Below are 19,428 nucleotides of genomic sequence, written 5' to 3' on the forward strand. Positions count from 1 at the left end.
GTTGATGGGCGTTTCCGCAAGTCGCATCCACAGAGGGCTCACAAGGCGGCGCCTCACAGAGCGAGAGCACACAAGCCGCAGAGCGCTGTCCACAGGCCGAGTCTCAGCAGGCATCGCATCGTAGGCGCCGCAGGCCCCGTCGCCAGGGCGAGTTCTCCCCGGGACGCGGGCGCTCGCAGGGTGCGGGTGTCACAGTCACAGGGGCGGTCTCGCAAGGCGCATTCCCACACCGCGTCCTCACACCGCGTCCTCACACCGCGTCCTCACACCCCATCCCCACATCGCGTTGCCACCCCGCATCCCCGCACCGCATCCCCGCACAACGAGTCTTCGTACGACGGGACGTCGACGGGCGACCCCAACGACCAGGCGCTGCACATGCCCCGGAACCCCTCAGGGCCCCAGGGCGGCCGAGGCCCTGCCACCGCGGGGGTCGCGGGCCGTACGCGATCATGAACGGAGAGCCCGACAGCGGCCGAAAACCGATCAGAAGCCCGCAGGCGCGATGACCCCACGCCCGTGGGGGGGAAGGCTTGGCCGGGGGGTCATCGAGCGACAGAGCATTACAGGGGCGTTCAATGCCACCTTGGGCGCTCGGACCCGGTAGAATGAATACGGATTCCGGACACGTCCGCTTGCGTGTCACCCCCGGCGCGCGACGGCGACGTCGACTCCCCTGGGTGACCAGCGCAACGGGGCACTCACGACGGTGACGGGCACGGCAGGGGCAGCTGGGCAAGAGAGCGCCTCCCTGCCGCGTGTCCGCGGCAGGAGGATTTGGCACTTGTCCTACGACGCTAGCTCAATCACCGTACTCGAAGGGCTTGAGGCGGTTCGCAAGCGCCCGGGTATGTATATCGGTTCGACCGGAGAGCGCGGTCTGCACCACCTCGTCTACGAGATCGTGGACAACGCGGTGGACGAGGCGCTGGCCGGTCACGCGGACCGCATCGACGTCACGCTGCTGGCCGACAACGGCGTGCGCGTGATCGACAACGGTCGTGGCATCCCCACCGGCATCCACCCGGTGGAGAAGCGCTCCGCCGTCGAGGTCGTGCTCACCACGCTGCACGCGGGCGGCAAGTTCGACAGCCAGTCCTACGCGGTCTCGGGCGGTCTGCACGGCGTCGGCTCGGCCGTCGTCAACGCGCTGTCCACAGCCATGGACGTCGAGGTCAAGCAGAACGGCCACTACTGGCGCCAGCGCTACGAGCACTCCAAGCCCGTCGCGCCGCTGGCCAAGGGCGAGGAGACCGCCGAGAGCGGCACCACGATCACCTTCTGGCCGGACCCTGAGGTCTTCGAGACCACCACCTGGAACTACGAGACGCTCTCGCGCCGCTTCCAGGAGATGGCCTTCCTCAACAAGGGCCTGACGATCACGCTCACCGACGAGCGCCCCGACCACGTCAACGGCGAGCCGCACACCGTCACCTACTTCTACGAGGGCGGCCTGGCCGACTTCGTCCAGCACCTCAACACCAAGAAGGAGCCGGCGCACGCGTCGATCATCTCCTTCGAGGAGGAGGGCGACGGCATCGCGGTCGAGATCGCGATGCAGTGGAACAACTCCTACTCCGAGTCGGTCTACACCTTCGCCAACACGATCAACACGGCGGAGGGCGGCACCCACGAGGAGGGCTTCCGCGCGGCGCTGACCACGATCGTCAACCGCTACGCGCGCGAGCAGAAGTTCCTCAAGGAGGGCAAGGACGACAACCTCTCCGGTGAGGACGTCCGTGAGGGCCTGACCGCGATCATCTCGGTCAAGCTGTCCGACCCGCAGTTCGAGGGCCAGACGAAGACCAAGCTGGGCAACACCGAGGCCAAGTCGTTCGTGCAGAAGGCGTGCAACGACCACCTGCGCGACTGGTTCGAGCGCAACCCCGGCGAGGCCAAGGACATCATCAACAAGTCGCTGCAGGCCTCGCGCGCCCGCATCGCCGCCCGTCAGGCCCGCGACCTGACCAGGCGCAAGTCGCTGCTCGAGTCGGGCAGCGGCCTGCCGGGCAAGCTGGCCGACTGCCAGTGGAACGACCCCGAGAAGTGCGAGCTGTTCATCGTCGAGGGCGACTCGGCCGGCGGCTCGGCCAAGGGCGGCCGTGACTCGCGCTTCCAGGCGATCCTGCCCATCCGCGGCAAGATCCTCAACGTCGAGAAGGCGCGGATCGACAAGGTCCTGAAGAACAACGAGGTCCAGGCGCTGATCACCGCCCTGGGCACCGGTGTGCACGACGAGTTCGACATCGCCAAGCTGCGCTACCACAAGGTCATCCTCATGGCCGACGCCGACGTCGACGGCCAGCACATCAACACGCTGCTGCTGACGCTGCTGTTCCGGTTCATGAGGCCGCTGATCGAGGCCGGCCACGTCTACCTGTCGTGCCCTCCGCTCTACAAGATCAAGTGGGACCGCAAGGGCGACGACGCCTCCTACGCGTACTCCGACAGCGAGCGCGACGCGGTCATCGCCGAGGGGATCGCCAACGGCAAGGCCGACCCGCGGCCGCGGGACAACGTCCAGCGCTTCAAGGGGCTCGGCGAGATGAACGCGGGCCAGCTCTGGGAGACCACGATGAACCCGGAGACCCGGCTGCTCCGCCTGGTCACGCTCGATGACGCGGCGCAGGCCGACGACCTGTTCAGCGTGCTCATGGGCGAGGACGTGGAAGCTCGGCGCGACTTCATCATCCGCAACGCGCGCGACGTCCGTTTCCTCGACGTTTAGCCAGAAGAAGGATCATCACCTGTGACGGACGTGAACATCACTCCCCCGGCTGACCGCATCGAGCCTGTGGACATCCAGTCCGAGATGCAGCGCAGCTACATGGACTACGCGATGTCGGTCATCGTGTCCAGGGCGCTGCCGGACGTCCGCGACGGTCTCAAGCCGGTGCACCGGCGAGTGCTCTACGCGATGTACGACGGTGGCTACCGTCCCGACCGCGGCTACTTCAAGTGCGCCCGCGTCGTCGGTGACGTGATGGGCACCTACCACCCGCACGGCGACACCTCGATCTACGACGCGCTGGTGCGACTGGCGCAGCCGTGGTCGCTCCGCTATCCGCTGGTCGACGGGCAGGGCAACTTCGGCTCGCCGGGCAACGACCCGGCGGCGGCGATGCGGTACACCGAGTGCAAGCTCGCGCCCATCGCCATGGAGATGCTGCGCGACATCGACAAGGACACCGTCGACTTCCGCCCCAACTACGACGGCAAGTCGCAGGAGCCCGACGTCCTGCCGGCGCGCTTCCCGCAACTGCTGGTCAACGGCTCGGGCGGCATCGCGGTCGGCATGGCCACCAACATCCCGCCGCACAACCTGCGCGAGGTCGCCGCGGCGGTCAAGTGGGCCCTGGAGAATCCCGAGGCCGGCGACGAGGAGCTGCTCGAAGCGGCGATGCGGCTGGTCAAGGGACCGGACTTCCCCACCAAGGCGCTGATCGTCGGGCGGCGGGGCATCGAGGACGCCTACCGCACCGGGCGCGGCTCGATCACCATGCGGGCCGTGGTCGAGGTCGAGGAGGAGAAGGGGCGGCAGGCGCTCGTCGTCACGGAGCTGCCGTACCAGGTCAACCCCGACAACCTCGCACTCAAGATCGCTGAGCTGGTGCGCGAGGGCAAGCTGACCGGCATCGCCGACGTGCGCGACGAGAGCTCCTCGAGGGTCGGGCAGCGCCTGGTGATCGTGCTCAAGCGCGACGCGGTCGCCAAGGTCGTGCTCAACAACCTGTACAAGCACACCCAGCTCCAGGACACCTTCGGCGCCAACATGCTGGCCCTGGTCGACGGGGTGCCGCGCACCCTGCGGCTCGACCAGTTCATCCGGCACTACGTCACGCACCAGATCGAGGTCATCGTCCGCCGGACGCGCTACCTCCTGCGCAAGGCCGAGGAGCGCGCCCACATCCTGCGCGGCCTGCTCAAGGCCCTCGAGCGGCTCGACGAGGTCATCGCCCTCATCCGGGCCTCCGAGTCCGCCTCGCACGCCCAGCAGGGCCTCATGGGGCTGCTGGAGATCGACGAGGTGCAGGCCCAGGCCATCCTCGACATGCAGCTGCGCAAGCTGGCCGCCCTGGAGCGGCAGGCCATCCAGGACGAGTACGACGCCCTGATGACGCAGATCGCCGAGTACAACGCGATCCTGGCCAGCGAGGCCCGCCAGCGGGAGATCATCAACGACGAGCTCGCCGAGATCGTCGGCCGCTACGGCGACGACCGGAAGACCGAGATCACCGCCTACGACGGCGACATGTCGATCGAGGACCTCATCGCCGAAGAGGACATCGTCGTCACCATCACCCGCGGCGGCTACACCAAGCGCACCCGCACCGACCTCTACCGCGCCCAGAAGCGCGGCGGCAAGGGCGTGCGCGGCGCGCAGCTGCGGCAGGACGACATCGTCGACCACTTCTTCGTCACCACGACCCACCACTGGCTGCTGTTCTTCACCAACAAGGGCCGCGTCTACCGGGTCAAGGCGTACGAACTGCCCGACTCCGGGCGCGACGCGCGGGGCATGCACCTGGCCAACCTGCTGGCCATGCAGCCCGACGAGACCGTCATGGAGGTCCTCGACCTGCGTGACTACGAGGTCGCCCCGTACCTCGTGCTGGCCACCCGCAGCGGCCTGGTCAAGAAGACCCGCCTGTCCGAGTACGACTCGCCCAGGACCGGCGGTCTCATCGCGATCAACCTGCGCGACGACGACGAGGTCATCGGCGCCCGCCTGGTGTCGGAGGAGGACGACCTGCTGCTCGTGTCCAAGGGCGCGCAGTCGGTTCGGTTCACCGCCTCGGACGAGGCGCTGCGCCCGATGGGCCGCGCGACCAGCGGCGTCATCGGCATGCGTTTCCTCGAAGGCGACGAGCTTCTCGCCATGAATCGCATCGCCGACGGACAGCACGTGCTTATCGCCACCAAGGCTGGGTACGCCAAGCGGACGCCAGTTGAGCAGTATCCGGTTCAAGGTCGTGGCGGTAAGGGTGTGCTGACTGCGAAAATCGTGAGCTCCCGTGGCAAGCTGGTCGGAGCCGTCATGGTCAACCCAGAGGACGAGGTCTTCGCGATCACGTCCGCCGGTGGGGTGATCCGGACGAGTGCCGGCGAGATCAAGCAGTCCGGCCGCCAGACCATGGGAGTGCGTTTGATGAACCTCGCCGAAGGCGACAGTGTGGTGGCCCTCGCCCGCAACGCCGAGTCCATCGAGGCTGCCGCCTCCGTGGATGCTGTGGTGGACAACGAGGAAGACGGGGGAGGAGAGTAAGTCATGAGCGCCCAGGGTGGTAGCCCCAGCGCGAGGACGAAGGCGGCTCGGGATAACGGGCAGAAGCCTAAGAAGTCCGTGGAATCCGAGACCTTTGACAAGCCCGACGAGGACAACGCCACGGCCGTGCACCCGATGCCGACTGCGCCGCCGTCCCCTTCGGCCCCGCAAGCCGGGCCCAAGCCGGGCCCCGCGGGCGCCAAGCCGGGGCAGGCGGAGCAGGACGGCAAGGGATCAGGCATCCGGCCGTCCCTGGCGTCCGAGGCGCCGCCGAAGCTTGAGCTGGGGTCGTCGTCTTCGAAGAAGAAGTCCTCGTCGGGGGCCCGACTCCCCCGCAAGGCCCACCTGGTGCTGCGCCGCATCGAGCCGTGGTCTGCCATGAAGTTCAGCTTCGTGGTCTCGCTCGTCTGCTTCGTGGTGCTCTTCGTCGCGGTGGCCGTCCTGTACGGCGTGCTGTCCGCGCTGGGCGTCTTCGACTCGATCGTCGACCTGGTCAACCAGCTCGGCCAGGGCGAGCAGGGCCAGACGGCGCTGCCCATCGACATCGCCTCCTGGTTCGAGCCGGTCCGCATCCTGGGCTACACCGCCCTGATCGGCGCGGTGAACGTCGTCCTCATCACCGCCCTCTCCACGCTGGGGGCCGTCATCTACAACGTCGCCTCCGACCTGGTGGGCGGCGTCGAGGTGACCTTCAGCGAGGCCGAGTAGCCGGACGAGCTCGCGCCGCCCGACCGAGGGCGGCGCGAGCACCGGCGCGGACACGGTAAGCTTTTCCTCGTCCGCGCAACCGGTTCGCGTTGGTGAATCCGATGCGATACGGTGCGGTGTGCGCGGGGCTATAGCTCAGTCGGTTAGAGCGCTTCCCTGATAAGGAAGAGGTCCCAGGTTCAAGTCCTGGTAGCCCCACCAACGAAAGCCCCGAAGCGATCAAGCTCCGGGGCCTTTTTTATTGCAGCCAGTACTGCACCTCTTGATCGCTTTCTCCCGGCTCTCACCGTTCCGAGATGCGGCGGTGTGTCGGACGTCGTGAACACGGATCGGTCCGCGGTGAGGACGTAGATCTGCCCAGACCACCTACCGTCTGCGCGCTGGCTGCGCGTGCGGCCTGGGGTTCGGTGGTGTCGTCGGCCTCTTCGGCCAAAGTGCTCATGAGGCAGGGACCCCAATTGCGCTGGTCGGAACAGGCTTCATGCTTGGCGCCATTGCCATGGCGCTGGCCGAATTACGGAAACAGCAGCCTCCGGCGGGGACTCAGCTCCGGGATGATCGCCAACAGGGGACCTTCCGTCCATGAGCCGACAGGGTCGCTGTCTGGGTTGGTCAGGGCAGCCCAAGCCTCCAACCCTGACGTCGGGCGTTGAGTGGCGCGCGATGGCGCCCCAAGCCGACGGTTCAGCCTGCGACCTGGGAGAATACTTCACGAGAGCTGTCACAGGCCCGGAGGCTGCCCTGTCCTGGCCGGCGGACCGGGGACCGGTTGGTGCGGGGGTGCCCCGGGCGGACAGAAGGGGTCTTGCCATGAAGATCGTCGTGATCGGCGGGACAGGCCTGATCGGGTCGAAGCTGGTGGCGAAGCTGAGGGAGCACGGTCACGAGGCGGTGGCGGCGGCCCCGAGCACCGGCGTCAACACCCTCACCGGGAAAGGGCTGGCCGAGGTGCTGGCCGGGGCGCAGGTGGTGGTCGACGTGTCGAACTCGCCGTCCTTCGAGCCGGCCGCGGTGATGGAGTTCTTCCAGACCTCCACGCGCAACCTTCTGGCCGCGGAAGCGGCGGCCAAGGTCGGTCACCACGTCGCGCTGTCGGTGGTGGGCACCGCGCGGATGCCGGAGAACGGCTACTTCCGCGCGAAGATCGCCCAGGAGGACCTGATCGAGAAGTCGGGCATCCCGTTCTCGCTCGTGCACTCCACGCAGTTCTTCGAGTTCGTCAGGGGCATCGCCGACGCGACCACGGACGGCGACACGGTGCGGATCGGGCCCGTGCTCTTCCAGCCCATCGCCGGTGAGGAGGTCGCCCAGGCGGTCGGCCGGGTCGCGGTCGGCGCACCGCTGAACGGCCGGACCGAGATAGCCGGACCCGAGCGGTTCCGGATGGACGAGTTCTTCCGCGACGCCCTGGCTGCCTGGGGCGACCCGCGCACAGTGGTCACCGACTCTCAGGCGCGCTACTACGGCAGCGTGCCGGGCGAGCGGACCCTGGTGCCCGATGACGGCGCCGCTCTGGGCCGCATCCGATACCGGGACTGGCTCGGGCAGAGCGCCGCCACGTAGCGCGCTCCCCTCTTGTGGTACGCGGGCCCCTGGGAGCGAACGGTCCGGTCGTACTCACGTCGCAAGGTGTTCCTTGGCAGGGGATGCCGCACAGGCGCATTCCGCTGGAGGTGGCCCCGCACAGGCCAGAGGGGGGTGGCTGAAGCGAGATCGTGCGTTCGGACAGGACGACGGAGGTGTATCGATCGTGTCGAAGAAGGACTCAGTGAACGGGCCCGCCACGCAGGAGAGCCTTGCGCTGTCGGGTGTCACCATGCTGGCGGACATCCAGCCGCCCTTCATCCCCGAAGGCGCTTCGGGGATGACCGTCCTCGTCGAGTGGCCTCCCGGCCACCCCGGCGCCGCTCCGCACCGCCATTCGGGGCCGGCCTTCGGCTACGTGATCGAGGGCGCGGTCCGGTTCGAGCTCGAGGGTGAGCCCGAGCGCGTGGTCAAGGCCGGTGAGACGTTCTGGGAACCGGGCGGCGACGTCATCCATTACCAGGACGGCAACGCCCTGCCGGACGCTCCGACCACGTTCGTCGTCTTCATGCTGTGCGAGCCGGGCCGGCCCATGCTCACGTACGTTGCCGAGGAGGAACTGGCACAGCGCGCTCACCTGCGCGCCCCGCGCCCCGCCGCCCGCTGATCCGCGTCCGCGTCCGGGTCCGGGTCCGGGTCCGGGTCCGGGTCAGCGTCCGGGCGCAGCGATCGTGAAATGACAGGTTGATGGCCTGAACTGAGCGGAGGTCGCTCATGCCGCAGTTCATGCGCGCGCTCGTAGCCGGAAAGGTCGGCGAGCCGACCGATGTCCTGCGGCTGGAATCCCGGCCTGTTCCCGTGCCAGGAGCCGGTCAGGCGCTGATCCGGGTGAAGGCGACTCCGATTCACGCCAGTGATCTGCATGTACTGCGTGGCCGCTACGGTTTCTCCCCCGAATTTCCCGCTGTCGGCGGTCACATGGAGTGTGTGGGTCGCATCGAGGCCCTGGGCCCGGATACCGAGGGACTGGAGATCGGCGAGCGCGTGGTGGCCGTCGCGGTCCCGGCGGTGCCCGGGCCCCGGGTGGCCGGCACCTGGCAGGAATACCTTGTCGCCGACACGCGAAGGCTCCTGCCGGTTCCCGACCGTCTGAGCGACTCCAGCGCCTGTCAACTCGCCGTCAACCCGCTGACCGCGCTGCTCCTCGTGACTCGCGAACTCGACGTACAGCCGGGTGAATGGTTGTTGCAGACGGCCGCGGGCTCCACCGTCGGCCGGCTCGTCATTCAGCTGTCCAGGCATCTGGGCATTCCGACGATCAATGTCGTGCGGCGGCGCGACGCCGTCGAGGAGATCAGGGCGCTCGGTGGTGACGAGGTCATCTGCACAGAGGACGAGGACCTGGCGCAGCGTGTGGCTGAGACAGCAGGACCGGCCGGCGTGCGTAAGGCCATCGACTGTGTCGCGGGCCAGGTGGGCGCCCAGGTGTCCCAGGCGTTGGCTCCGGGAGGAGAGGTCGTGGTCTACGGCGCGCTCTCCACTCATCGGCAGAGCGACCCGGCAGCGCTGACGATCCCGCTGCAGGCACGCTCGGTCATCTACGAGACCAAAGCAGTCCGTGGCTTCTGGCTGAATCGCTGGTTCGGCGCCGCCTCACCTGAGGATGCGCTGCGCGCGCTGTCCGAGGTTCGCGGTCTCGTCGCTGATGGAGTGCTGCACATCCCCCAGGGCCGGCCGTTTCCGCTCGAACGCTTCACTGAGGCCATCGCGCTCGCCGAAGCGCCCGCACGCGGCGCCAAGCCACTCTTCGTCTTCGAGGACGACAGGTAGGACGCGGCCCTGCCGGTGCGGCGAGGTACGGGCGGGGTGCCCGAGTTCCGTTCAGCCTGTGACGCCGAGCTGGGCGCGCACCCTGGCGAGGAGGTCGGGTGGGAGGGGCGCGTAGCCGTACAGGGAGAGGTAGGACTGGCCGGCGCCGCTCGCGGTGTAGCGCAGGAAGGTCCGCACCAGCGAGTCGGGTTCGTTCGAGCAAGTGATCTCGTAGGTGACCAGAATGATGGGATAGGCGCCCTTGGCCTTGGTCAGATAGTCGATCTTGACCACCGGACCGCCGTTCTCGTCGACGACCCGGGCGCCCTCCAGGGCGCGGGTGGCGCTTTGCGGCGAGAGCGCGACGAACTGGCCGGAAGCGTTGCGCACTGCGGCGGTACGCAACCAGACGTCGCTGGCGAACCCGTACTCCACGTACCCGATGGAATCCCTGGCCTGCCGGATGGCCTCGGTGATCCCCGCGGAGCCCGCAACACCCCGCCCCGCGCCGGTCCACTTCCGGGCCGGCTCGTTCGGCCAGCCGCCGGCCGCCTTGAGATAGGTGGTGAAGTTGTGGGTCGTACCAGAGTCGTCGGAGCGATGAAAGAGCCGGATCCGGCTGTACGGCAGGCGTCGGCCGCGGTTGTCGGCGGCGATCTCCGGAGCGTCCCATCTGGTGATCCGCCCGCTGAAGATGCCGGTCACAGTGGTGGGCGAGAGCTTCAGATCCGGCACGGACGGCAGGTTGTAGGCCAACGCGATCGGGCCGACCACCATGGGCAGATGCACCGCGCGGCCACCACAGCGCCTGTCGGCCGACGCCTGCTCGCCGGGTCGCATCGCAACGTCCGAGCCGGCGAACGCGGTGGCGCCCGCGATGAAGTCGCGGATGCCGGCCCCCGACCCGTTGGCCCGGTAGTCCACCCGCAGTTCGGGGTTGAGCCGGCGGAACTCGGCACGCCAGGCGTCCATCGCGCCCTTCTGCGCGGTCGAGCCGGAGCCGGAGATCGACGCGGCGACCGGCAGGCTCCGGGGCACGTCGTCGTGGGGCAACATCGCCGTCACGCTCAGGCCGCTTCCGCAAACGGCCAGGGTGACGGCAGTCAGCACACGCGGCCAAGCGGTCCATGTCCGTTTCGCCATTTCAGGAGGCTATGAAGGGATGGTTTCGGTCCAGTGAACCCTTTGCCGAACTCCCGGCTCCGAACGGTCATCGAACCGGCAAGCCGTCTGTCGACTTCTGGCACCGCCTTCTCAACGTGCTTTCCACCGCCGGGCGATCAGCCGGATCCGCACAGTCTGTTGAGCTCCGCGACGTCGGATTTGATGGCCGCGATCACCTGGTTGGGATCGCCGCCGGTCATGCCGGTCAGGCGGAAGCTCAGTTCCTGGAATCCGGCGGCCAGCCGGCTGATCTTCGCCGCCACCACTCCTTGCGCCTCGAGGCTCGCGCCCATCAGGTCCTGGCGCGCCTGCTGAGCCGCGGCGGCCTGACTGTTGCGGACGGTTCCGGCGTTCCGGCGGTACGCGGTCAGCGCCGCCGCCGCCTCGTCGCAGCCGCCGGGACGGACCTGGGCCAGCGGCTCGGAGGAGGCCGGAGCCGGTGGCGTGGACCTCGGCATGGGGGGCTCAGGCGTGCGGGACTCGGGCGTGCGGGGTTCGGGCGTGCTGGAGTCGGGGGTGCTGGGCTCAGGAGATGGGCTCGGGCTCGGCGGTGCGGGCCGGGTGGTGGCCGTATCCGGTGACGAGGACTCCGGCACCGGGGTGGGGACGACCACGTCCCGCTGGGACTGCGGCGGCGGGGCCGGCGGCGCCAGGTAGGCGATCAGCGCCACCACGGCGGCCACCGCACCCGCCACGGCGCTCACAGCCGGCCAGTTCAGCCGTAAGCCCGCCCCTCCGCCTCCCGCCGGCGGCTGCGCCGATCCGTTCTTCGTCATGCCCTCATCGTGGCCGACCCGCCACGCTCGGTCCAATGCCTTCCGCCGATCCTCCTGAGGGACCGGAAGCGCGCGGCCTGGACGCACATGCCCTCTAGGCGGTGAAGTCCCGGACGAGCTTGACGAGGTCGTCGGGGCGTTCGGCGCGGGAGACGTGGCCGGTGTCCAGCTCGGCGTAGGAGCTGCCGGGGATGGCGGCGTGGATCTCGAGGGCGTTCTCCACCGGGACCAGCGTGTCGCGGGTGGCGCCGACGACCAGCGTGGGCGTCTGGATCCGGGGCAGCAGGTGGCGGATGTCCACCCGGAGGACGAGGTCGATCTGCCGCATCCGGTTGGGGTGGGCGTGGAAGCCCTTGGCGAGCTCCTCGACGGCGTCGCGGCCGATCTCGTTGAGGTGGCGGCGGCTGAACGCGGCGAGCATCGCGAACCGGGAGAAGATCTCCGGATCGTCGCCCAGCTCCAGCCAGAGCTGCAACGTGTTGCGCACGTACTCGTCCTCCGTGTGCGCCAACCCCGACACCGGGAGGAGCCTGCGCACCAGCTCCGGCCGGGTGGCCGCCAGCGACAGGACGACCACGGCGCCCAGGGAGTGGCCGACCAGGTTCACCGGCGCCTGCCCGCAGTCCTCGATCACCGCGGCGAGCTGCCGCGTCAGCGCCTCCAGGGTCAGCGGTCCGCCGTCGTCCTCGGCCACGTCGCTGCCGGCGAGGTCGGGCAGGATCACGGTGTTGCGGTCGGCGAAGCGTTCGGCGATCTTGTCCCAGGTCACGGAGCCGGGCCCGGTGCCGTGCACCAGCACCAGGGCGGGTCCGCTGCCGAGGGTGCGGTAGGCGATGCGGGCTCCGTCAACGGTCAGGTTCTTCGTCGTCATGCCGTCCACCGTGCCAAGCGGGGCGGCCGTTGTGGAGCGGACCGGACTCCCTAGGACAAGCAATCCTAGGCAGCGATATTTCGAGATATTGCAGGATGGGGGCATGGATCGTGAGGAACTCGCCGACTTCCTGCGCCGCTCGCGGGAGCGGCTGCTGCCCGGGGAGGTGGGACTGCCCACCGGGCCGCGCCGCCGTACGCCTGGACTGCGGCGGGAGGAGGTGGCCCAGCTCGCGGGCATGTCGGCCGACTACCTGATGCGGCTGGAGCAGGCGCGCAGCCCGCAGCCGTCGACGCAGCTCCTGGCCGCGCTGGCGCGGGCGCTGCGGCTGACCCGCGACGAACGCGACCACCTCTACCTGCTGGCCGGGCACAGACCGCCGGCCGGGCCGCGCGCGGGCGAGCACGTCAGGCCCGGCCTGCTGTTCCTGCTGGACCGGCTGGTGGAGACACCCGCGCAACTGGTGACCGACCTGGGCGACGTGCTGGCGCAGAACACGATGTCCGAGGCGCTGTTCGGCTGTCACTGCACGATCGAGGAGCCCGACCGCAACATCGCCTGGCGCTGGTTCACCGACCCGTTCGTCCGCGAGTCCTACCCGGAGGAGGAGCATCCCGCCTACTCCCGGATGCACGTGGCGGACCTGCGCGCGGCCGTGGCCAGGCGCGGCACCGACGCCGTCGCGACCGGGCTGGTCGAGCGGCTGCGCGCGGCGAGCGAGGAGTTCGTACGGCTGTGGGAGCTGCACGAGGTGGCGGTGCGGCGGAGCAGCCGGAAGCGCGTGCGGCACCCGGCGATCGGCGACATGGAGTTCGACTGCGAGCTGCTGCTCTCCCCCGCCGAGGACCAGCGCCTGCTCGTCTACACGCCGCCGCCGGGGTCGAAGACGTTCGAGGCGCTGGAGCTGCTGCGGGTGGTCGGCCCGGAGACCGCGCACCGCAGCCACCGATAGGCGCTCGGTACTCCCGCGGGTTGCTTCCATGTCGTCAGCCGATGCGGGTGGCGAATGGTGATGTGAGCGTTAACAAGGCTGGCCCAGGCTGACCCCTTTCCGCCGGTGCATCGGTGGTGTGCCGCGCAGCAAATACGACCCGAGGGAGCCCCGTCAAGCACCGGCTCCCACCAGGCCGGGTCCCGGCCACCTGCCAGGTGCGGAGGATGAAAGTTTCACGCTGTCGTGCGACAAGGCGCTCCACGCCAGGCACCGCCTTGACAGGTTTCACCGGGGTTTTCACACTGAGCCCGGAGCGGCCTCCTGCCGGAGTCGGTGGTGAGCGGCAGGGGTTGCCTGGTCGCGACGGCGGTCACGCGGCATCCCGCGACGGATCGGGCCGCGAATCCGCCAGGTCCGGCTACCGCTCATCCCCGGACGCCCACTCTCGGCAGAGAGGGTCGCACGATGTCCGGACGCCACATCTCCAGGAAGGGAAGGCACCTGTGCGACACATCAGCTCTTTCCGTCGGCGGTTGAGGCTCTCGGCCGCCGCCCTGGCCGCGTTGTCGACCGCCGGCGTCGGTGTCGCCGCGACGCACGGCGCATCGGCGGCCACGGTCGGATGCCAGGTCACGTACACGGTGAACAACCAGTGGCCCGGCGGCTTCGGCGCCGATGTTAGCGTTCACAACCTGGGTGACCCGATCAACGGCTGGAAGCTCACCTGGTCGTTCCCCGCCGGTCAGGCCGTCACCCAGCTCTGGAACGGCTCCTACACCCAGTCCGGCGCCCAGGTCACCGTGACCAACGCGGACTACAACGGCGGCATCCCCAGCGGCGGCAGCGCCGCCTTCGGCTTCAACGGGAGCTGGACCGGCTCCAACCCGGCGCCGTCCGGCTTCGCCCTGAACGGCGTGGCCTGCACCGGCGGAACCTCTTCCCCCACCCCCACCGTCTCGCCGACCACGACCCCCACGCCGTCGCCGTCCAGGCAGCCGTGCGACATCTACGCCGCGGGCGGCACTCCGTGCGTGGCGGCGCACAGCACGACCCGTGCCCTGTACGCCGCCTACAACGGCCCGCTGTACCAGGTGCGCCGCGCCTCGGACAACGCCACCCGGGACGTCGGGGTGCTGAGCGCGGGCGGGGGCGCCGACGCCGCGGCGCAGGACTCGTTCTGCGCGGGCACCACCTGCCTGATCACGATCATCTACGACCAGTCGGGGCGCAACAACCGCCTCACCCAGGCGCCACCCGGCGGGTTCCCCGGCCCCGCCCCGGGCGGCTACGACAACCTCGCCACCGCGACCAAGGCGCCGACCACGGTCTACGGCCACAAGGCCTACGGCGTCTACGTGGATCCCGGGGTCGGATACCGCAACAACACCACCAACGGCGTCGCGAAGGGCGACCAGCCGGAGGGGATGTACGCCATCTTCGACGGCACGCACTACAACGGCGGCTGCTGCTTCGACTACGGCAACGCCGAGACCAACAGCCGCGACAACGGCAACGGCACCATGGAGGCCATCTACTTCGGCAACATCAAGGTCTGGGGCTACGGCGCCGGCAACGGCCCCTGGATCATGGCCGACCTGGAGAACGGCCTGTTCTCCGGCGTGAACCAGAAGTACAACGCCAACGACCCGACCATCAGCCACCGGTACCTGACCGCCGTCATCAAGGGCGAGCCCAACCACTGGGCCATCCGGGGCGGCAACGCGCAGTCCGGCAGCCTGTCCACCTTCTACAACGGGGTGCGTCCCAACGTGCCGGGCTACAACCCGATGAAGAAGGAAGGGGCCATCATCCTCGGCATCGGCGGCGACAACAGCCACGGCGCCGCCGGCACCTTCTACGAGGGAGTGATGACGTCCGGCTATCCGTCGGACGCGACCGAGAACGCGGTCCAGGCCAACATCGTCGCCGCCGGCTACAGATGAGCCTCGGCGGCGCATCCTTGAGCGGTAGATTCATCTTGAGCCGGAGGTCAACGGTTCGTTAACCCGTATATTCACGATCGGGATGAGGCAATGGAGCTCCGGGACATCGAGATCTTCCTGACGCTCGCCGAGGAGCTGCACTTCGGCCGCACCGCCGAGCGGCTGCACATCACCACGTCCCGCGTGAGTCAGGCGATCAAGAAGCAGGAACGCCGGATCGGCGCCCCGCTCTTCGACCGCACCTCACGCTCGGTCCGCCTCACCCCCGTGGGCGAGCAGCTCCACCGCAGGCTGAGCGCCGGCTACCTGCAGATCATGGACGGGATCGAGGAGGTGAAGGGCACGGTCAACGGCGTGACGGGCACCCTCACCGTGGGCACCATCGGTCCGCACTCGTTGATGATGAAGGACACCTTCGACCTCTTCCATACCCGCCACCCCGGCGCCCGGCTGCAGCTTCGCGAGGTGCAGCCGCCCTCCCCGCTGGACCTGCTCCGCTCCGGCGAGGTGGACGTGGCGCACCTGTGGCTGCCGGTGCGTGAACCGGATCTGACGATCGGCCCGCTGACCCACACCTCCCAGGTGCTGCTCATGGTGTCCGCCACCCATCCCTACGCCCAGCGCGACTCGGTGAGCGTCGAGGACTTCGGTGACTGCGCCGTGGTCCAGGGGCAGTCCATCCCGGTCTACATGGAGGAGGTCTTCAACCCCTACCGCACACCGTCCGGCCGGCTCGTCCCGCGCGGTCCTTCGGTCTCCACCTGGCAGGAGGCGCTCAACGTCGTCGCCTCCGGCCAGGCGGTCGCCGGGGTCACCGCCGAGATCACCGAGTTCTATCCCTGGCCCAGCCTGGTCTACCTGCCCGTCCGCGACGCCGACCCGGTGCAGTGGGCGTACGTGTGGCGCAGCGGCCACGAGAGCCCGCTCGTCCGCGCCTTCGCGCAAGCCGTCACCGACATGCGGCAGGCCGGTACGCACATGTCTGGTTCGTGACGACGTCATGCCGGGTCGGTGATCGGGTCTCTGGTCGGTGTGGGCCGCTGACCAGCAGGGTTGTACCCAGTCGATGAGAAGGAGTCGTCATGGGTGCCCTGCTTCAGCGCCGGGAACTTCGGAAGGTCACGTCCTCGTGGCACGGACCGCTCACGTACTGCGCCGCGGCGATGGCGGTGCTGGCCCTGGTCTGCGGGCTGGGCCTGGTGGTGGACGGGCGGACGCTCATGGGGCAGGGCGTGTGGCTGAAGCCGTTCAAGTTCGCGGTGTCGTTCGGCATGTACGCGATCACGTTGGCCTGGATGATCGCTCAGGCGGGGCGGTGGCGGCGCACGTTGTGGTGGCTGGGCACCGTGGCCGTGGCCGGGTTCGTCACGCCGGAGATCGCGGCCATCACCTTCCAGGCGGCGCGCGGCGTGCCCAGCCACTTCAACTTCTCCACCGGCCTCGACACCACCGTGTTCATGGTCATGGGTGGGGCGGCGTACCTGGGCTGGCTGATGACCTTCGCGATGGGGATCTTCCTGGTGGCCCAGCGGCGGGTGGACAGGGCGATGGCCTGGGCCATCCCGCTCGGACTGGTGATCTCGCTGGCCGGCATGTCCGTCGGCTACCTGATGACCTCCCCCACGCCGGACCAGGCGGAGGGGCTGGCCAGGGGGCTGAGCCTGACCACGATCGGCGCGCACAGCGTCGGCGCGCCCGACGGCGGGGCCGGCATGGCGGTGACCGGGTGGGAGACCGACTCGGGTGACCTGCGGGTGGCGCACTTCGTCGGTCTCCACGCGCTGCAGGTGATCCCGCTGGTCGCGATCGGGCTGCGGCTGCTGGCCCGCCGCTTCCCCGTCCTGTCGGGCGCCGCCACCCGTACGGCCCTGGTGATCGTCGCGGCGTTCGGGTATGCCGGGCTCACCGGGCTGGTGCTGTGGCAGGCCCAGCGCGGGCAGGCGCTGACGCACCCCGACGCCCTGACGCTGCAGGCCGCGCTCGGACTGTGCGGGCTGGTGTCCGCGTGCGTGGTGCTGATCCTGGCCGTGTCCGCGCGACGGACGCCGACCCGGCGGGTGTCCGAGCTCCGGACCGCCCGGGCGTTCGCCGAGCGGTGACCCATGCCGTGGGCGCCGAAGGGTCTCTTCTAGGCTGCACGGGTGCACAAGCAGGCGAAACTGATCGTCGCCGTCGTTTTCGCCGGCTTCGCGAGCATCTACGTGGTGGCCGGGGCGCCCTCGGCGGTGGCCGTGTTCGCGGTGCAGGTGCTCTTCACCCTGCGGCGTTCGTGGTGGCTGGTGCCGGTGCAGGCCGTCCTGGCGTACGGGTCCGTGCTGGCGTTCGGCTCCTCGGTGGGGATCCTGGGCTTCGTGGGCGGCTCGCTGCTGCTGACCAGGCTCTGGCCGCTGGCCCTGGCCGTGGCGGCGAGCGCCGCGCTGCTCGGGCCGCCCGACCCGGTGATCAGCATGGTGCTGGTCTCGCTGGTCGTGTACGGCCTGACCAGGATGATCGACCGGATCGACGAGGTGAACGCGGCCCGGCTGTCGCTGGCGGTGACGGCGGCGGCCGAGGAGCGGCTGCGCATCGCCGCCGAGCTGAGCGCGGGCCTGGGACGGGCGCTGTCCGCGATCGCCGAGAGCGCGCGTACCGGAACGCCTGACGTGGAGACGGCGCGCCGCTCGCTGGCGGAGACCCGGGCGGCGGCGGCGAGCTACCGGGCCATGTCCCTGGCCCCCGAGATCACCACCGCCAAGGCCATGCTGACCGCCGCGGGCGTCACCGTGGACGTGCGCGTGAGCCACGCCGAGCCGCTCGGCCCGGCGGGCGCGCTGCTGGCGGCCGTGCTCAGGGAGGCCGTGACGGACATCGTCCGGAGGTCCGCGGCCACCGTCTGCCGCATCGAGACGTTCACGGAGGGCGCCACGGTGTGGCTGCGGGTGTCCGACGACGGCGCCCGGACAGCCGCCGACGCGGACCTCGGCGACCTGCCGGAGCAGGTCGAGAAGGCGGGCGGCACGCTCACCGTCGGGCTCACGGGGGACGCCCGGGTGAGCGTGGAGGCGCGGCTGCCCGTCACGCGCCCGCCCGACCGGCCGGCCCGCGACAGCGCGCTGGCGATCGCGCTGCTGACGGCCGTGCTGGTGGGGTTCTCCGTGAAGGCGCTGCTGGCGGCCGGCTCGCTGTGGCCGGCGCCGCTGCTGGCCGTCATCGTCGTCATGCAGGTGCGGTCGGTCGAGGGGCGCCATCACCTGGCGCTGTCGATCATGGCGGTGCTGACGTTCGCCCCGCTCCCGCTGTTCGGCCAGCCGTGGCTGGGGGTGGCGGGGTTCCTGGCGGGACCGATCCTGCTGGCCTTGCCGTGGGCGGTGGCGCTCCCGCTGGTGGCGGCGGTCGTGGCGGTCGTCGCGGTCTCGGGGGTGCTGCTGGCCCTGCCGGTCGCGCTCACCGTGAACTACGCGATCAGCACGGTGGTGACCGGCCTGGTCGTGTACGGGCTGCTCAGGCTGGCCGGGATGGCCAGGGAGCTGCGCGAGTCGAGGGACGGCCTGGCCCGCGCGGCCGTCGTCGAGGAGCGGCTGCGGGCCGCCCGCGACCTGCACGACCTGCTCGGGCACACCCTGGCCGCGATCCTGCTCAAGTGCGAGCTCGCCCGCAGGCTCGACGCCGACCGCGCGCGCAAGGAGCTCCAGGACGTCCGGACGATGACCGAGCGGGCCATGGAGGACCTGCGGACGGTCTCGGGCAGGGACGGCGAGCTGTCGCTGAGCGCGGAGGCGGAGTCGGCCCGCGCGTTGCTGTCCACCGCGGGCGTCGAGGTGGAGCTCGACCTGGGCCACGACACCCTGGGCCGTGAGGTGGAGACCACGCTCGGCATCGTGCTCAGGGAGGCGGTCACCAACGTGCTGCGGCACAGCTCGGCCCGCCGCTGCGTGATCACGACCACCGTACGGGACGGCACCGTACGGCTGAGCGTGCGCAACGACGGGGCGCGCCCGGCGAAGGGCCGCCACGGCTCGGCCGGGATCGGCAACCTCACCACCCGGCTGGCCGCGCTCGACGGACGGCTCGACGTCGTGAACGAGGACGGCTGGTTCGAGCTGACCGCCGAGGCCCCGACGCTCGCCTGGGCCCCCACCGGCTAGATGTATTGATCACGGACGTTGTTAACAGTGGGGGTTGATCATAGGAGAGGCCTCCGGTGTGGTGTAGGTGTCGAATCTGCAGCACACGCGGAGGCCTCGTGTCCCACCGTAACGCCCGGCTGACCGTTCATGGTCGCCGTCTGCTCGTTCACCGCGTCCTGTCCGGCCGCCCGGTCGCGCATGTGGCCGCCGAGATGGGCATCTCCCGGCCCACGGCCTACAAGTGGGTACGTCGATGGCGCGACCATGGCGAAGCGGGCTTGCACGACCGCTCCAGCCGGCCCCATACGACCCCGCACCGCACCGCGG

At 69.7% G+C, this 19,428-nt stretch carries 15 protein-coding genes and 1 tRNA gene; 13 read left to right on the forward strand and 3 right to left on the reverse strand.

Annotation, left to right across the window (positions count from 1 at the left end; all coding sequences use genetic code 11):
• Positions 1-784: 784 nt before the first annotated feature.
• The 7 genes from gyrB (at position 785) to HTZ77_RS15475 (ending at position 9,328) form a co-directional block, all read left to right on the forward strand.
• Positions 785-2,728, forward strand: a complete 1,944-nt coding sequence (gene gyrB, locus HTZ77_RS15445) for a DNA topoisomerase (ATP-hydrolyzing) subunit B (RefSeq protein WP_175590226.1) — start codon at positions 785-787, stop codon at positions 2,726-2,728.
• A 21-nt stretch (positions 2,729-2,749) separates the two neighbouring features.
• Positions 2,750-5,266, forward strand: a complete 2,517-nt coding sequence (gene gyrA / locus HTZ77_RS15450; RefSeq protein ID WP_175590227.1) for a DNA gyrase subunit A — start codon at positions 2,750-2,752, stop codon at positions 5,264-5,266.
• A 78-nt stretch (positions 5,267-5,344) separates the two neighbouring features.
• A complete protein-coding gene (locus tag HTZ77_RS15455; protein WP_328808604.1) occupies positions 5,345-5,974 on the forward strand; it encodes a DUF3566 domain-containing protein in 630 nt (209 codons plus the stop codon).
• Between the two features lie 124 nt (positions 5,975-6,098).
• A tRNA-Ile gene (locus HTZ77_RS15460) sits at positions 6,099-6,175 on the forward strand.
• A 609-nt stretch (positions 6,176-6,784) separates the two neighbouring features.
• On the forward strand, positions 6,785-7,537 hold the full coding sequence (locus HTZ77_RS15465) for an SDR family oxidoreductase (protein WP_175590229.1): 753 nt from the start codon (positions 6,785-6,787) through the stop codon (positions 7,535-7,537).
• 187 nt (positions 7,538-7,724) lie between these two features.
• Entirely contained in the window at positions 7,725-8,165 is a 441-nt protein-coding gene (locus HTZ77_RS15470; protein ID WP_328808605.1) for a cupin domain-containing protein, read from the forward strand.
• A gap of 107 nt (positions 8,166-8,272) precedes the next feature.
• Positions 8,273-9,328, forward strand: coding sequence for a zinc-dependent alcohol dehydrogenase family protein (locus HTZ77_RS15475; protein ID WP_205302637.1), 1,056 nt, complete (start codon positions 8,273-8,275; stop codon positions 9,326-9,328).
• Between the two features lie 51 nt (positions 9,329-9,379).
• Here HTZ77_RS15475 and pstS read toward each other — a convergent pair whose 3' ends face one another.
• The 3 genes from pstS to HTZ77_RS15490 form a co-directional block, all read right to left on the reverse strand.
• Positions 9,380-10,450 carry a phosphate ABC transporter substrate-binding protein PstS gene (gene pstS / locus HTZ77_RS15480; RefSeq protein WP_175590230.1) on the reverse strand — a complete coding sequence of 357 codons (1,071 nt, stop codon included), beginning with the start codon at positions 10,448-10,450 and terminating at the stop codon, positions 9,380-9,382.
• Positions 10,451-10,587: 137 nt separating this feature from the next.
• On the reverse strand, positions 10,588-11,247 hold the full coding sequence (locus HTZ77_RS15485; protein WP_175590231.1) for a hypothetical protein: 660 nt from the start codon (positions 11,245-11,247) through the stop codon (positions 10,588-10,590).
• A 94-nt stretch (positions 11,248-11,341) separates the two neighbouring features.
• Complete coding sequence (locus tag HTZ77_RS15490; protein ID WP_175590232.1) at positions 11,342-12,118, reverse strand: alpha/beta fold hydrolase; 777 nt, start codon at positions 12,116-12,118, stop codon at positions 11,342-11,344.
• Positions 12,119-12,221: 103 nt separating this feature from the next.
• Between HTZ77_RS15490 and HTZ77_RS15495 the strand changes: the two genes are divergently transcribed.
• The 6 genes from HTZ77_RS15495 to HTZ77_RS15520 all read left to right on the forward strand — a co-directional run.
• Positions 12,222-13,070 (forward strand): helix-turn-helix transcriptional regulator, encoded by an 849-nt coding sequence (locus HTZ77_RS15495; RefSeq protein ID WP_175590233.1) that lies wholly within the window; start codon positions 12,222-12,224, stop codon positions 13,068-13,070.
• A gap of 515 nt (positions 13,071-13,585) precedes the next feature.
• The gene (locus HTZ77_RS15500; RefSeq protein ID WP_205302638.1) at positions 13,586-14,995 is read left to right on the forward strand and encodes an arabinofuranosidase catalytic domain-containing protein; all 1,410 of its coding nucleotides are present in this window, start codon (positions 13,586-13,588) and stop codon (positions 14,993-14,995) included.
• A 90-nt stretch (positions 14,996-15,085) separates the two neighbouring features.
• Positions 15,086-15,988, forward strand: coding sequence for a LysR family transcriptional regulator (locus HTZ77_RS15505; protein ID WP_175590235.1), 903 nt, complete (start codon positions 15,086-15,088; stop codon positions 15,986-15,988).
• A gap of 89 nt (positions 15,989-16,077) precedes the next feature.
• Complete coding sequence (locus HTZ77_RS15510; protein ID WP_175590236.1) at positions 16,078-17,094, forward strand: hypothetical protein; 1,017 nt, start codon at positions 16,078-16,080, stop codon at positions 17,092-17,094.
• 42 nt (positions 17,095-17,136) lie between these two features.
• Entirely contained in the window at positions 17,137-19,119 is a 1,983-nt protein-coding gene (locus HTZ77_RS48205; protein WP_175590237.1) for a sensor histidine kinase, read from the forward strand.
• A 98-nt stretch (positions 19,120-19,217) separates the two neighbouring features.
• On the forward strand, positions 19,218-19,428 hold a 211-nt coding region (locus HTZ77_RS15520; RefSeq protein ID WP_175588630.1), incomplete at its 3' end, for a helix-turn-helix domain-containing protein.

Origin of the sequence: Nonomuraea montanisoli (genome assembly GCF_013363975.1) — a bacterium.
Lineage (GTDB): Bacteria > Actinomycetota > Actinomycetes > Streptosporangiales > Streptosporangiaceae > Nonomuraea > Nonomuraea montanisoli.